Origin of the sequence: Mycoplasma marinum (assembly GCF_004335975.1) — a bacterium.
Classification (GTDB): Bacteria; Bacillota_I; Bacilli_A; order Mycoplasmatales; family Metamycoplasmataceae; genus Mycoplasma_K; species Mycoplasma_K marinum.
The window spans coordinates 85,885-99,680 of record NZ_PSZO01000003.1; the positions used below are offsets into that span (position 1 = coordinate 85,885).

At 27.7% G+C, this 13,796-nt stretch carries 18 protein-coding genes; 3 read left to right on the plus strand and 15 right to left on the minus strand.

Annotated features, from left to right (window positions below; translation table 4 throughout):
• Positions 1 to 6: 6 nt before the first annotated feature.
• The 4 genes from rpsG to C4B24_RS01180 form a co-directional block, all read right to left on the minus strand.
• Positions 7 to 477 (minus strand): 30S ribosomal protein S7, encoded by a 471-nt coding sequence (gene rpsG, locus C4B24_RS01165; RefSeq protein ID WP_131598542.1) that lies wholly within the window; start codon positions 475 to 477, stop codon positions 7 to 9.
• 17 nt (positions 478 to 494) lie between these two features.
• Positions 495 to 908 (minus strand): 30S ribosomal protein S12, encoded by a 414-nt coding sequence (gene rpsL / locus C4B24_RS01170; protein ID WP_131598544.1) that lies wholly within the window; start codon positions 906 to 908, stop codon positions 495 to 497.
• A gap of 268 nt (positions 909 to 1,176) precedes the next feature.
• Positions 1,177 to 2,073, minus strand: a complete 897-nt coding sequence (locus C4B24_RS01175) for a Rho termination factor N-terminal domain-containing protein (protein ID WP_131598546.1) — start codon at positions 2,071 to 2,073, stop codon at positions 1,177 to 1,179.
• Positions 2,074 to 2,189: 116 nt separating this feature from the next.
• Positions 2,190 to 2,966 (minus strand): zinc metallopeptidase, encoded by a 777-nt coding sequence (locus C4B24_RS01180; RefSeq protein WP_131598548.1) that lies wholly within the window; start codon positions 2,964 to 2,966, stop codon positions 2,190 to 2,192.
• 64 nt (positions 2,967 to 3,030) lie between these two features.
• Between C4B24_RS01180 and C4B24_RS01185 the strand changes: the two genes are divergently transcribed.
• Positions 3,031 to 3,240 (plus strand): MAG6790 family protein, encoded by a 210-nt coding sequence (locus C4B24_RS01185; protein ID WP_131598550.1) that lies wholly within the window; start codon positions 3,031 to 3,033, stop codon positions 3,238 to 3,240.
• A 53-nt stretch (positions 3,241 to 3,293) separates the two neighbouring features.
• Here C4B24_RS01185 and C4B24_RS01190 read toward each other — a convergent pair whose 3' ends face one another.
• From C4B24_RS01190 to C4B24_RS01225, 8 genes are all read right to left on the minus strand, one after another.
• Positions 3,294 to 4,370, minus strand: coding sequence for a class I SAM-dependent RNA methyltransferase (locus tag C4B24_RS01190; protein WP_131598552.1), 1,077 nt, complete (start codon positions 4,368 to 4,370; stop codon positions 3,294 to 3,296).
• A gap of 78 nt (positions 4,371 to 4,448) precedes the next feature.
• The gene (locus tag C4B24_RS01195) at positions 4,449 to 5,300 is read right to left on the minus strand and encodes a bifunctional 5,10-methylenetetrahydrofolate dehydrogenase/5,10-methenyltetrahydrofolate cyclohydrolase (protein ID WP_131598554.1); all 852 of its coding nucleotides are present in this window, start codon (positions 5,298 to 5,300) and stop codon (positions 4,449 to 4,451) included.
• A gap of 102 nt (positions 5,301 to 5,402) precedes the next feature.
• Positions 5,403 to 6,764 (minus strand): M17 family metallopeptidase, encoded by a 1,362-nt coding sequence (locus C4B24_RS01200; RefSeq protein WP_131598556.1) that lies wholly within the window; start codon positions 6,762 to 6,764, stop codon positions 5,403 to 5,405.
• Positions 6,765 to 6,842: 78 nt separating this feature from the next.
• On the minus strand, positions 6,843 to 7,544 hold the full coding sequence (locus tag C4B24_RS01205) for a pseudouridine synthase (RefSeq protein ID WP_131598558.1): 702 nt from the start codon (positions 7,542 to 7,544) through the stop codon (positions 6,843 to 6,845).
• Positions 7,545 to 7,625: 81 nt separating this feature from the next.
• Positions 7,626 to 8,189 (minus strand): SMC-Scp complex subunit ScpB, encoded by a 564-nt coding sequence (scpB, locus tag C4B24_RS01210; RefSeq protein WP_246005066.1) that lies wholly within the window; start codon positions 8,187 to 8,189, stop codon positions 7,626 to 7,628.
• Positions 8,182 to 8,913 (minus strand): segregation/condensation protein A, encoded by a 732-nt coding sequence (locus tag C4B24_RS01215; protein WP_131598562.1) that lies wholly within the window; start codon positions 8,911 to 8,913, stop codon positions 8,182 to 8,184. The genes scpB and C4B24_RS01215 overlap by 8 nt, the downstream gene beginning before the upstream one ends.
• 43 nt (positions 8,914 to 8,956) lie before the next feature.
• The gene (locus tag C4B24_RS01220) at positions 8,957 to 9,739 is read right to left on the minus strand and encodes a lysophospholipid acyltransferase family protein (protein WP_131598564.1); all 783 of its coding nucleotides are present in this window, start codon (positions 9,737 to 9,739) and stop codon (positions 8,957 to 8,959) included.
• Positions 9,727 to 10,035 (minus strand): 4'-phosphopantetheinyl transferase superfamily protein, encoded by a 309-nt coding sequence (locus C4B24_RS01225; protein ID WP_131598566.1) that lies wholly within the window; start codon positions 10,033 to 10,035, stop codon positions 9,727 to 9,729. The genes C4B24_RS01220 and C4B24_RS01225 overlap by 13 nt, the downstream gene beginning before the upstream one ends.
• 68 nt (positions 10,036 to 10,103) lie before the next feature.
• Between C4B24_RS01225 and C4B24_RS01230 the strand changes: the two genes are divergently transcribed.
• Both C4B24_RS01230 and C4B24_RS01235 read left to right on the plus strand, forming a co-directional pair.
• Positions 10,104 to 10,775, plus strand: coding sequence for a ribonuclease HIII (locus C4B24_RS01230; protein WP_131598568.1), 672 nt, complete (start codon positions 10,104 to 10,106; stop codon positions 10,773 to 10,775).
• Positions 10,776 to 11,337: 562 nt separating this feature from the next.
• On the plus strand, positions 11,338 to 11,958 hold the full coding sequence (locus C4B24_RS01235) for a hypothetical protein (RefSeq protein WP_131598570.1): 621 nt from the start codon (positions 11,338 to 11,340) through the stop codon (positions 11,956 to 11,958).
• 16 nt (positions 11,959 to 11,974) lie between these two features.
• On the opposite strand, the gene C4B24_RS01240 is transcribed toward C4B24_RS01235, so the two are convergent.
• The 3 genes from C4B24_RS01240 to C4B24_RS01250 all read right to left on the minus strand — a co-directional run bounded on the left by C4B24_RS01240 (position 11,975) and on the right by C4B24_RS01250 (position 13,753).
• Positions 11,975 to 12,175, minus strand: a complete 201-nt coding sequence (locus C4B24_RS01240) for a hypothetical protein (RefSeq protein ID WP_131598572.1) — start codon at positions 12,173 to 12,175, stop codon at positions 11,975 to 11,977.
• Positions 12,176 to 12,178: 3 nt separating this feature from the next.
• Positions 12,179 to 12,691 (minus strand): hypothetical protein, encoded by a 513-nt coding sequence (locus tag C4B24_RS01245; protein WP_131598574.1) that lies wholly within the window; start codon positions 12,689 to 12,691, stop codon positions 12,179 to 12,181.
• A 183-nt stretch (positions 12,692 to 12,874) separates the two neighbouring features.
• Positions 12,875 to 13,753 carry an RluA family pseudouridine synthase gene (locus C4B24_RS01250; protein WP_131598576.1) on the minus strand — a complete coding sequence of 293 codons (879 nt, stop codon included), beginning with the start codon at positions 13,751 to 13,753 and terminating at the stop codon, positions 12,875 to 12,877.
• Between the last annotated feature and the right edge of the window lie 43 nt (positions 13,754 to 13,796).

The window sequence follows — 13,796 nt, forward strand, 5'->3', positions numbered from 1 at the left end:
TATCTCCTATCATCTAAAGTGAGCGAATGCTTTATTAGCTTCGGCCATCTTATGTGTATCTTCTTTTTTCTTAACAGAAGCTCCAGTATTATTTGAAGCATCAATAATTTCAGCTGCTAATCTAGCATCCATTGTGTACTCTGATCTTAATCTTGAGTAATTAATTAATCATCTTAATGATAATGTTTGCTTTCTTGTTGCTGAAACTTCAGTAGGTACTTGATAGTTTGCCCCACCAATTCTTCTTGTTCTAATTTCTAATTGAGGTGTAATATTTTCCATTGCTTGTTTAAATACTTCAATAGGTTCTTTACCTGTTTTTTCTTTAATTGTGTCAAATGCTGAGTATAAGATTGTCTGTGCTGTTGATTTTTTTCCATCAAGCATAATACCGTTAATAAGTTTAGTAACGATTTTTGAGTTGAAAACTGGATCCGCCAGAACTTCTCTTTTGGGTGCTCTATTTCTTCTTGCCATTGTTTATCTCCTTATTCCTATTTCTTAGGTTTCTTTGTTCCGTATTTTGATCTTGATTGGTTACGTCCATCAACTCCAGCAGTATCTTGTGTTCCTCTAACTACGTGGTATCTTACCCCTGGAAGGTCTTTAACTCTTCCTCCTCTAATTAATACTACAGAGTGTTCTTGAAGGTTATGTCCTTCTCCTGGGATGTAAGCTGTAACTTCCATTCCGTTTGATAATTTAACCCTTGCATACTTACGTAAAGCAGAGTTAGGTTTTTTAGGTGTCATTGTTGCGACCCTTGTACATACACCACGTTTGAATGGTGCTGTTGTGTTAGTAGGTCTCTTTTTAAGAGAGTTATATCCTACATTAAGAGCTGGAGCTTTAGTTTTTGAAACTTTTGACTTACGCCCTTGGTTTACCAATTGGTTAATTGTTGGCATTTATACTTCCTTTCATATATTTAAATGTTTATTTTGTCATTTTTTTGTTTGTTTATTTTAATCAAATATGTTTAGCTATGTTTAATAGCAACAATATTATACACAACTCTACCTAGTGTATCGGTATTTTTTTGCAAAAAAATGGACCCTAGTGTATCGGCTTTAATAAAAAATAAAACACCAATATATTTAGACAGGAGCAAAAGTCTTTTCTATTTTTAAAAATAGATAAAAAAAATACCAATAAGGTATTTAATAAAAGTATTAACTATTCACCATTTGTAACTCTAATGATGATTTCAATTAATTCATCTTTAGACATTTTATCATATCCCGAAATGGATAATTGAAAAGCAATATTTCGCAATTCTTCTATCTTTAATTTCTTAAGTTCTGTTACTTCTGGTGATTCTTTTATTTCTGATGCTTCAGCATTTATTGGAGATGAATTAGAATTATCATTTTGTGTTGTTTTTCCAGCTGTTGGTCCATAATTACCTGAATTTTGTTGTGCTTGCGCAAATAGATTTTGCATTTGAGCTTGCATCTCTTGGAATTGAGGATTTTTCTTCATTTCCTCAATTTTTTCAGCGTATGCAAATTGTTTTCTAATTCTTGAAACTTGTCAAGCAAATACAAATAATGTTATTGAGAAAACTTGTGCACTAACTCAAACAATAATTCCTGAATTCTCTTTCATAATTTGAGTAAATGATACCATTGTTGAAAATTGGTAAACCATTAATATCATCGCTAAAAATCCTACAAATTCTGAAAAGTAAATAGTAAATCCAGAAATTTTAGAAAATGTTTTGTTTTTATATGCTTTATATACAGTAATGCCATATAGAACAAGACCTACTATTATTAATATAGCCATAAACACTGAAGCCCCTATTAATCTAAAGTATATAAAATGATTAACACCAGACTCAGCACTATTTTGATCCCAATCATTAACAGAAATATTCTTTTGCATAATATCCAGAAGATCACTTCTAATTGAAGATATATTAGTTGAAACTAAAATAATTGAAATTACTAGTAATGTTGCAAAAATTAATAATGAAGCACCCAATAGTATGATTCATTGCCTGAATTTATTAGGCTCGTTTTTTCACATTTCTTTTGTTGTTGGTATATTGGTTTGGAAAAATGGATTCATTTTACCTCCTTATTAAGATAATTAAAGTATAACATTTTTGTAAATGCTAAACACATATCTACTTAATTATAACACAATAAAAAAAATTAGCACTTTATAGTTTAGAGTGCTAATTTTTATTTTTTATTATCACCTTTTGACATTGTTGATATTTTTAAAATTAATAATATAGTATTGTAAATAGCTGTAGCTATGGCTAAAAGTAATCTAGAAGTATAAATGATATTAAATTTTTTAATTTCTTCTTGTGTAAAGCCTTGTTTTTCTAATATTGGTAATACATGTTTTCTAATAATTTTCATTTTAACAACATCAGCCCAAGATACTAACATACCTATAAATAGAAAAGTAATTATGATAATAGTAGCTGTTTTTATAATTCGAGAATGGGAAATATTACCACTTGCATCTTCTCTTAATGTTAAAAAAGAATATGCAATAACAAGTATAGAAAGTAAAACTGAAATAATTGACAATATTGTTGGTATTCTAAATATTGTAAAATTCATACCCATTCTGCCTTTTTTCTTTCTTCAAGTAGAAACTACAGTTTGTTGCGCTGCCTCAGTCATTGTTCATAAAGAACTTCTATTTACTGTTCAAGGACGTAACTTAAACGTTTTTCTAAATCTTGAATGATTTCAATATTTAACATAAAAGAATGAAGAAACAATTCTTGTATCTTGCATTTCTTCTTGATCTAGTATTTTTCTAGCTAAATCACCACCAGTCATGTTTTTAGAATTTCTCCTATCAATTCATGATGTTTTAATATAAGTAATTAATACTACAATTTGCATAATAAACATAAAAACCAAAGCAATTATGAAAATAATAAGTGCAGCCAATAAAAACTTATTATCTACAATTTCTTTATAAGTAAAATTTTTCATTTTAACTCCTTTATTTGTATGAATTATACACTAAACAAGTTATAATTATATTGAGGTGATAAATATGTATCAATATAAAGCAGTATTAAAATCAACAAAAGAAATCATTGCTCAAGGACATACACTTGAAGACATTGAAAAAGAAGTCGTGGGATTCAGAAGAGGGCATAAACACGGAATTCATACAGATTCTAATGTTCAAATTGAAATTTTCCATATCCTTAGAGACCAAAAAGAAGGAAATGGTAAAGATAGACTAATTAAAGTCGTTTAATTATCAAAAAAACTAAATAGCCAAATAAAATGTAACCATCAAAGTTACATTTTTTATTTACTTTTTAAAATAATCAAATTTTCAATATGATGCGTTTGTGGAAACATATCAAAAGGTTTTGCATAAGTTATTTCATACTTATCTTTTAATCTAAAGAAATCAGCTGCTTGTGTACCTGGATTGCAAGAAAGATAAATTATTGTTTTTGGAAGTAATTCTAGTAATGATGCACAAACTTCTTTACCAAGACCACTACGTGCAGGATCAACAATAACTACATCAGGTTTAACTGAAGTTTCTTTTAAAAAATTCATAACATCTTCTTTAACGAATTCTACATTTTCAGTGTTGTTGTTTTCTTTATTTAAAATTGCAGAAGAGTGTGATGCATTATTTCTTTCTATACCATAAACTTTTTTAGCATTTTGAGCTGCTAATAAAGTAATTGTTCCAATCCCTGAATAAAGATCAAAAACAATCATATTATCTTCTATAAATTCCAACATTTTACTATACGCTGCAATTGCAACTTCTTTATTAACTTGATAAAATGCATCTAGTTTAATAATAAATTCAATACCCAACATAGTATCTGTAGTAAATTTATTTTCGCCTCTATAGCCTTCAATTTGAGTATCTAATTTTCTAATAATATAATTACCTTTTTTATTAATATTTTTAACATCGATATCAGTTAAGAGGAAATCTTCCATTTTTATTACTTGATTTGTTCCTCTTTTATGAAATCCACCATTATGCAGAGTCACTTTGTTTCTATATCTAAATTGTTTATCACCGATAAAAATTTCATCTAATTTTATCTCAGTTTTAGCATTTTGTTTAAAGTCATTAATAATCTTATTTATTTTGAAATTAGTTTGTTCTTCACGATTCATATGCATGATTTCATATCCGCCAATTTCTAAGTGATTTTTAGGTAAATCATAATTCCTAAGAATCGAAGGCTCTAAAATTTCCTCTACTTTAGCCCTACCTCATTTCTCTTTTTCAAATTCAATTGAGCATTTTGCTGATTCACCTTTTATAAGTCCAGGTACGTAAAAAACTTTATCATTATATTTAGCGATTCCTTCGCCATTTGAGTTATATCCTATACATGTTATTTTCATGCTTTTATTATAAAGCAATTAAGAAAGTTAAAATTATTCTTTTGATTTACTTATATAAAAAAATAAATTCCTGAGAATTTATTTATTGTTATTTTGAAATTCAATAGCTTTGACTAAATTAGTCAATAAAGAAGCAATTGTCATAGGACCTACACCACCAGGATTTGGAGTTATTCATAAAGCATCTTCTTTTAAGTTTTCAAAATCTATATCTCCAAATATTTTTCCATTAACTCTTGATACCCCAACATCAATTAGTATTGCACCTTTTTTAACTTTTTCCTTAGTTATTAAATGTGGAGATCCAGCGGCAGCGATAATTAAATCAGCTGTTTTTGTATATTTAGTTATATCTTTTGTTTTTGAAAAACATGTAGTAACAGTTGCATTTTCCATTAAAAGCATTTTAGAAACAGGTTCACCAACAATCTTAGAACGGCCTATAACAACTGCGTCAAGACCTTCTATTTTTATTCCGTAATACTTAAGTAAAGTTATTATCCCAAGAGGCGTACAAGGTTTTAAACCTTCGATACCTTGATGCATCTTAGAAATATTTATAGGATGCAATCCATCAACATCTTTAATAGGGTTAATAATCTTCATAATTTTCTTTTTGGAAATATGTTTTGGTAAAGGAAATTGAACAATTAATCCGTGAATTGAATTATCATTATTAATTTCATCAATTTTTGATATTAATTCTTGTTCAGAAATTTTGTTTGGTAAAATAATTTCTTTATACTTAATACCAATAGATTCACAGGCAATCTTTTTATGCTTCAAATATATTATTGAAGCAGGGTCTTCCCCAACTCTTATTATTGCCATTTGTGGTTCGCACCCTTGTTTTTTTATCTCTTGAACTCTTAAACTTAATTTTTCTTTAATTTCTTTTGCAACTTGCTTACCATTTAAAATATTTTCCATATTCACCTCATTATTATTTTATTATATAGTATTTGTAATTGATAATGAAAAATCAAAGGTGTAAAAAAAATATCCCAATAAGAGATATTTTATTCTTAATTATTATTTGAATAATTTAGCTAGTGTTTTAACTAATGGTCCCATACACATATCACCTTTTGCAGCAGTACCTGCAATATCAATATGGATATATGGTTTATCTTCTGTAAATTCTCTTAGGAATTCAGCAGCTGAAGAAGAACCTGCATTACCTGTAAAATCAGTATTTTTAAGATCTGCCACTAATGAACCTTTAATATATTTAGTAAAGTCATTGTGGAAAGGCATTCTTCAAACAAGTTCACCTTGTTCTTTAGCAGTTTTTTCAATATTTTTTCAATCTGATTCTTCAGTTGTTCAAACACCTGAAAAAGTATGTCCAAGAGCTGCAAGTACAGCACCTGTTAGTGTAGAAATATCAATAATTTTTGTAGCGCCTAATTTTCTAATACCATATGTAATACCATCAGCCATTACTAATCTACCCTCAGCATCAGTATTATTTATTTCAACAGTTTTACCATTCATTGAAGTAACAACTGAGTCAGGAAGTATAGAAGTTCTTGATACAATATTATCTGTTAATGTTGCAACAATAGAAATGTTAGCTTTTGGCTTGAATTGTGCAATTGCTTTCATAGCTCCAACAATAACTGCTGAACCAGTCATATCATATTTCATACCATTAATATGACGACCTGGTTTTAAGTTAACCCCACCAGCGTCAAAAGTAATACCTTTACCAACCATTACTGTTTTTTCGCTTGAAGATTTATCTCCTTTATACTCAACAACAACAACTCTTGCGTCACTGTTAGAACCTGAATTAACAGCTAATAATAATCCCATACCTAATTTTTCAATCTCAGGTTTTTCTAAAACTTTAACACTAACGTTTCTTGTACCTTTGAAGAAATCTTTATACATATTTGCTAATGTAATTGAATTAGCTTCATTTGGTGACATTAATTGTGCTTTACGTACAAATGCTTGTGATTCAGCAAGAATAGTAGATTCTTTTGCAACGTCTTTTGAAGTTTTAGATTTTGCGTTTACTAAAATCATTTCCTTAGCTTCTTTTGGTTTATTATCTCCAGTTTTTTTATTTCATAAAGTATTTGCGAAATATGTACCTTCTTCAACAAATGATTTAACAACATTTTTTTCTTTTACTTTATCAGCAATAAAAGAATCAACTAAAATATTAAATCCACGTTTATTACCTTTAACGATTTTTTCAATTGTTCCCTTAAGTGTTTCAACTGAATAAGCAGATTTTTTACCTAAATATATATATGCTTTCGATTCCGTTGGGAATTCAGTAATAATATTTTTTTCTTTTAAAACTTCTTTAGGCATTTTTGATTTTTCAAATACTGCTTCTAAAGTGAATAAATTTTTCTTTGATTTTCCTAATTTAATCATAATTTTCTCCTTTTTTATATATATTAATTTTAACACTAAGAATTAAAAAAAAGTTGAATTGTTTCAACTTTTTTAAAATTATTTAACTAATTGTTTTAATCACTTAATTTCTTTGGATCTTAACTGTCTATAATCCCCTTTTTTAATACCAGCACATGTAAGCCCAGCAAATTCCATTCTAGATAGAGATTGAACTCTAACTCCGACAAGTTCAAACATTCTTTTAATGTGGTGATATTTCCCTTGTGTAAGAGAAACCATGTATGCTTTAGCATCAACTTTTTGCACTACTTGCTCAGTTTTTTCACCATCAAGTAATACTTTATCTGAATTTAAAAAGTTAAGTTCAGAATCAGTTAATGGACGCTCTAATCTTGCTCTATATGTTCTTGGAATCTGACTAGAAGGGTGCATTAGTTTATTGGCTAAATCACCATCATTTGTCAATAATAATGTACCAGTTGTATTGTAATCCAATCTACCAACAGGGAATACATAAGCATTCTCTTTTATTAAATCTACTACTGTTACTCTTTCTCTATCATCGCTAAGTGATGTTATAGTTTTCAAAGGTTTGTTCATAATAAAATAAATATGTTGCTGTTTTATTAATGGAATTCCATTAACTAAAATATCATCTTTAAAGGTTGCTTTATCTCCTATTTTTGCAACTCTCTCGTTTACCACTACTTTTCCTTGCTGTATTAATTCTTCAGCTTTTCGACGTGAAGCCACCCCGGCTTGTGAAATTAATTTTTGTATTCTTTGTTCATTTTTCATATTTGAATTATACATAAAATAATGCTATTAATACCCACTTCAATTTATAAAAAAATACACCGTTAAAAAGTGTATAAATTTTTACTTATTGTCATATCTTTGTGAAGAAAATAATTCAAAATCTCCTTCTTCATCATCTCCTTCAAATTCAGGTAATTTCGGTAATTCCTGCAATGAAGAAATATTGAAGTAGTCATAGAATTTATTGGAAATTTTATATAGTATTGGTCTACCTGGAGTTTGTGCAACACCAGCTTCTTCTATCAATCCTTTTACAAGTAATGTATTTACAACTGCTTCTGAAGCAACTCCTCTTATCATATTAACTTGAGATTTTGTTATTGGTTGCTTATAGGCAATTATTCCAGCTGTTTCAATAGCTGCATTTGACAATCTTTGTTTTTTCTCATTGGTAACAAGATCAGAAATTTTATCATGTAATTCTTCTTTAGTTGCAAATTTAAAGTTATCCTTAAATTCAACAACAATTATTCCATGATCAACAGAATTTCATTGATTCATAAATAATTTCATTTCTTTTCTTGCAGCACTTGTTCCTAATTCTTCATGAATAGATGCCAGTGATTTAGGAGTTAATCCGTCAGCACCTTTTACATATAATAATGCTTCTATAATTTTATGCATCATTGCCCCCTTTAGTAATATTAATTGTTCCAAATTGTTCATCCTGATTTATTGTGATTTCTTGTAATCTAGCCATGTCTAATATCGCTAATAACGTAACAGCAAAGTGTTTTAAGGTTGGTACATTGAAAATTTCTTCAAATAATAATTGATCTTGAGTTTCTAAAATTATCCTTATTTCTTCTGCTCTTTCTTCTGGTGAAATATTAAATGAAGAGATTGTACCCGTTCTTAATTTGGCGGCATGAGTTCTTTCAAACATTTTCCTTAATGCCATAATTAATTTAACAGGATTTGAACTACCATCTAAACGAGTTTCGTCAATAGGTTTTTCAAAAAAGACATATTCATCATGATTTTTGATGTGTATTTTCTTTCTTTCTTGCTCTTTTTCTTTCAATAATGCCGAAAATTGTTTGAATTGTTGATATTCAGCAAGTCTTTGGACAATAGCATTTTTATCTTCTTCAACTTTCGCATCCTCTTTAGGATTTTGCAATAACATTCTAGATTTAATTTGAATAAGTGTTGCTGCCATAACTAAATATTCAGAAGCAATATCAATATCTTTTTCTTCCATCTCATTAATTAATCTTAAATAATCAGTAGCTAATTCAGCTAAATCTATAGTTAATAAATCCATTTTTTTATCTTTTACCAATTCTAATAAAAGATCTAAAGGTCCATTATAGTTGTTTAAATTTAATTTATATTCTTTTTCCATATTTTATCTACCTTTGAAAACATTTTTTTATTTCAAGAAATAATTAAATTTCATTTTCTCTTTCTGATTTTTCAGAAGCATCAAATTCAATATAATGTTCCTTAACTTTACCTCTTACCCTTTGAGCAATCTTATCAGTTGGCTGGCTCATAAAAGTAATTGGTTTTATTGGTTTACCAAAAATAACTTCAACAGTTACTTTTCCACTTCTTGAAAAGTTAGCTCCAATATGAGAATGATTTATAGTAACAGGAACGATTGGTACATATTCTTTTTTAGCCAATCTAAAAGCACCAGATTTAAACTCTTGTAGTTTTCCATCTTTTGTTCTTGTTCCCTCAGGGAATATAACCATTAAATCTTGTTTTTCTTTAGCATATTTACCCATTGCATCAATTTGTTTTAATGACTCACGTGGATTTTTTCTATCAATGAAAAATGTATTTGTTATTTTACCTCATCCTTTGAAAGATTTTTTATCCAAAACTTCTTTTTTAGCTAAAAACACAGCTCTCTTATGTTTAATGCCTTTTTCTTCTGTTTGTTTTGAAAGTGCTGCAACCATAATTAGCGAATCAATTCATGATTGATGGTTTGGTGTAAGCAAAGCAGTTCCTTTTGGAATATTATCATACCCTTTAATATCTAAAACTACATTAAAACCTTTAAGAGTTTTTTTAGATCTTTTCATAGCATATCCTCATCTGAATTCATCTGAATATTTTTCAGGATCTCTATTAGCTTTTTTTGCAATTTTCCCGGCTCTTCAACATTTAAATAATCAATATGGCGTTAATGCACCAACTTTAAATTTTAACAATGACATTGTTTCTCCTTAATTACGATAGCAATTATAGAATCCAATTCATTTGAAGTTGAAATTTCAAAGTTTGGATAAATATATTTACCATCTTGTTTTTTTATATCGATTTCTGCATAGTTTTTAAAAGAATTATCAACTTTAAAAAGAGCTTCTTTAATCGCTCATCTTGTTGCTATGAATTCAGTTTTATTATTTGCCAAACTAAATTCATAATACTCTTCTTTTGTTAAGATTCGTTTTGCAAAAGCGTCTTCCTTGCCTTTGAAACGTGAAATAGTTGTTAAGTCTATGCCAATCATGTTTAAATTATACCTTAAAGGTATTGAAAGGTATTTAATAAAATTCTATTTTTCCTTATAATGTATGTATGAAAGCAATCTATAGAAACTTAAAAATAATAGGTGCAGATGAAACGGGAGTTGGTGACTACATGACACCATTAGTTGCTGCCGCTGTTTTTGTTCCTCTGCAACACATTAAAAAATTAGAAGATATGGGAATTACAGATTCCAAAAAATTAACCGATAAAAAAATATTAGAACTTTTTGAAAAAATTAAACCATTAATAAAATCAAGTGTTAGACATTTGAGTCAAAAAGGTTACAATAAATTAAACACTTCTTTCAATGCTCATGAATTAAAAACAATAATACACTTGCAAGCAATAAACGCTGTTGAATCTAGAGTAGATGATATTGATTTGGTTATTTTGGACCAATATGTAAATGAAAACTCTTTTAATAAGTATGTTCAGAGAATAGAAAAATCTTCACTAGACATAAAAGGTATTAAACCCAAATTAAAAATGGTAACTAAAGGAGAGATGGAACATGTTTCGGTTGCTGCAGCTTCAATTGTTGCACGTGCATATTTCTTAAAAATGATGGAAGCTCAATGTAAAAAATATAATATGAACTTCCCTTTAGGAACAAATGATAGAGTTGTGAATGCAGCACTTGAATTTGTTAATAAATATGGAAAGGATAAACTGATAGAAGTTGCGAAACTTTCTTTTAAAACAACTAGCAAAATTATCTAAATCCTTTTGAAAATAGAAAGATAAATCAGACTTCAAAATAACAGAACTTACTTTTTATACCTTAGCAATTAATAAAAAAATAATGGTCTAATATTGATTTATTCAATATTTTTTTATTATCCTTTTTAAAAATAACTAACAATATAATCATTAACTAAAGTCAACTAATTAAATTTAAAAAATATTGGTTCCCACGCAAATTATTCCTATGATAAAAAGGCTTAAACTCTCATCACTCAGCAACTTTTTTTATCTTATTTGTTCTTCAAATCCTTTATATTTAAAAATCCTTATCTACTATAATGAATTTATTGGACTATTACAATAGATAAGTACTTTTTTATCGACCAAGGAATCTTGTTGACTAACAAAATGTTGAAAATCTCTTTCTACCTTAAAACTTAATTAAATAACTATTGTCTATATAACGTTTCTATATATTAACTTTAGGTAAAATAAGTAACAAAAAGGGAACTTACTCCAAAAATATCTTTGGTATTTTGTATTTTTATTGTAACAAAAAGATAACTCACAAAGAGGGAGATGAGATTATAATTATTATATGAATAATGAAGAAATAATTAAAAATGCATATAGGATAAATAGAATATATTCAACTTTTGTGATGATTAAAGTTTTTATTATGTTCTTATTGTTCTTTTTAGCAACTTACTTACCTGCATTTTTTTATTTTCATAAAGATCCTTTATTTTGATGAAACTGTAATGAAATTTGAATGATTTTTATAAATATAGGTTTTGTATTATATTTTTACTTAGATTTTTGTGAATATATCAATATTTTTATTAGATCAAGAAGGATTATCAAAAGATTTTGCAAGGATGAAGCAAGTGCAAAGATTGTTGAAAAAGTAATAAATAAACCTCTTTTACTTACCGAAAAAAAGAGTTTTCAATGATGGTTTCTTCAAACCGATTTCAAGAATAAATGAATATTTTGCCCAATATTTCTTCCTGCACTTCTTATTTTTACATTTGTTTACATTTGTATAAGAGCGCAGGATAGTAAAAAATGAAGAAGTTGTTCAAAAAAAGATTATAACAAAAGATGAAACTTTGAAAGAATAGAAAATTGGGAATTAATGGGCAAATCATATTTAAGGATGAAGTGAGAAATTGAAGAAGAATTAGAAGAACTCTACAAAAAAACAACTAATAAATAATTAGTTGTTTTTTTTGTTAATAACCACCAAAATAAGAAATACTTTGTCAAAGTTCTCGTGGTTTTTCATATGAACTTATTTTATGCCCAAAATTAAATGAAGTTCCTGGACTTAGAAATTTTCATGACTCATCTTCATCGTTAGTTTTTATATATAACTCAGGTAAAGAGAACCAACCATTAAAACCATAAGTATATTTTTTGAGTGACTTTATCATAGTTTATAAATTGTGATTCATTTGATATTCTCAGTCATTTAAGCTATGATCCTTATAGTTAAGAAGTATACTCACCAATTTAGCAATATCTATTAACTTTAAAACATATTTTAATGGTTCTTCAGTTAATGCATCTATGTATATTTTAAAAATCATTTTAATGCAGCAACCATAAATCCAATAAAGTTCTTGAATTCAATTTAATATAATTTTTGGAATCAAGTTGTTGGAATTTGTAATTTTTTCAAAAATAATCGATTCATATAAAAAATGTTTTAAGTTAAAAAAGTCTTCTTTATGTGGAGATGTAACAAAATAATCAAAAAAAGATATACAATTTGTCTTAAATAATCTATGGGATAAGATTCAATTAGATGTATTTGATTTTATTCCACAAATAAATTCCCTATCTATAAATTTATTTGAAAAAATAGAAGAATTTAGAAACGTCCAAATATTTGAAATACCAATTGAATTCATATTGGAAGAAACTGCTAAATTGATTTGGCTTAACATTTCCTTAAAAGAAGATTACAAATTAAATAATTACTCTTAAATAAATATCAAAGTGTAAAAGATAAAATACAATTAAAAAGAAAAAGCAATAGAGTATAAAGTAAATTAGAATAAAAAACCTGCCGAGGCAAGAGTTTAAAAAATCTATTTTTACTTTAAATCTAAATTAATCATATTAAAATATTATTTTTTAACATTTTCAAAAAATTCTTTTGGCACTGGTGCTTCAAAAAACATTACCTCTCCATTAGGATGTAAAAGTTTTAATTGATATGCATGAAGTCTTTGTCCAAAATCATCAATCTTTGTTCCGTATAAGGGATCTCCAATAATTGGGTGTCCAATATAGTTTAAGTGAACTCTAATTTGATGTGTTCTACCTGTTTCCAATTCACATCTAACTAATGTTGTGTTTTCCATAACTTTTTCAATAAAAACATGTGTTTTAGCATGCTTTGAATTTTGTCTTTGAACAGCCATTCTTTGACGATGCTTTGAATCTCTACCGATTGGTAAATCAATATGAGTTATTTCATTTGTAACTCTTCCTTTTACAAGTGCCATATATGTTCTTTCAACTTTATGATCTTTAATTTCTTGCGCCAAATGAGCATGAGCCCTATTATTTTTAGCCACAACCAAAAGTCCTGAAGTATCTTTATCAATACGATGAACAATACCCGGTCTAACTTCTCCATTAATATCTGAAAGTTGACCTTTAAATCTGTGCATAAGACCATTAACAAGTGTTCCATTTGGATGTCCAGGTGCAGGGTGAACTACCAACCCACTTGGTTTATTAATTACAATGATATCATCATCTTCGTAAACAACATTTAATTCCATTTCTTGAGCAATAATATTAATTTCTCTTTGAACAATTCTTGTTACTTTAATTTCATTTCCTTCATTTACTTTAAAATTTGCCTTTCTTACTGAAATGCCATCAACCTCTATTGCATGACCTTTTATTAATGTTTGAACATCGGTTCTTGATATTGATGTATTGTCAGCAATATATTTATCTATTCTGTCTGTATATCTAGCTACTAATTTTTCCATATAAACATTATAAAGAAAAAGGTGATATATATCACCCTTGTAA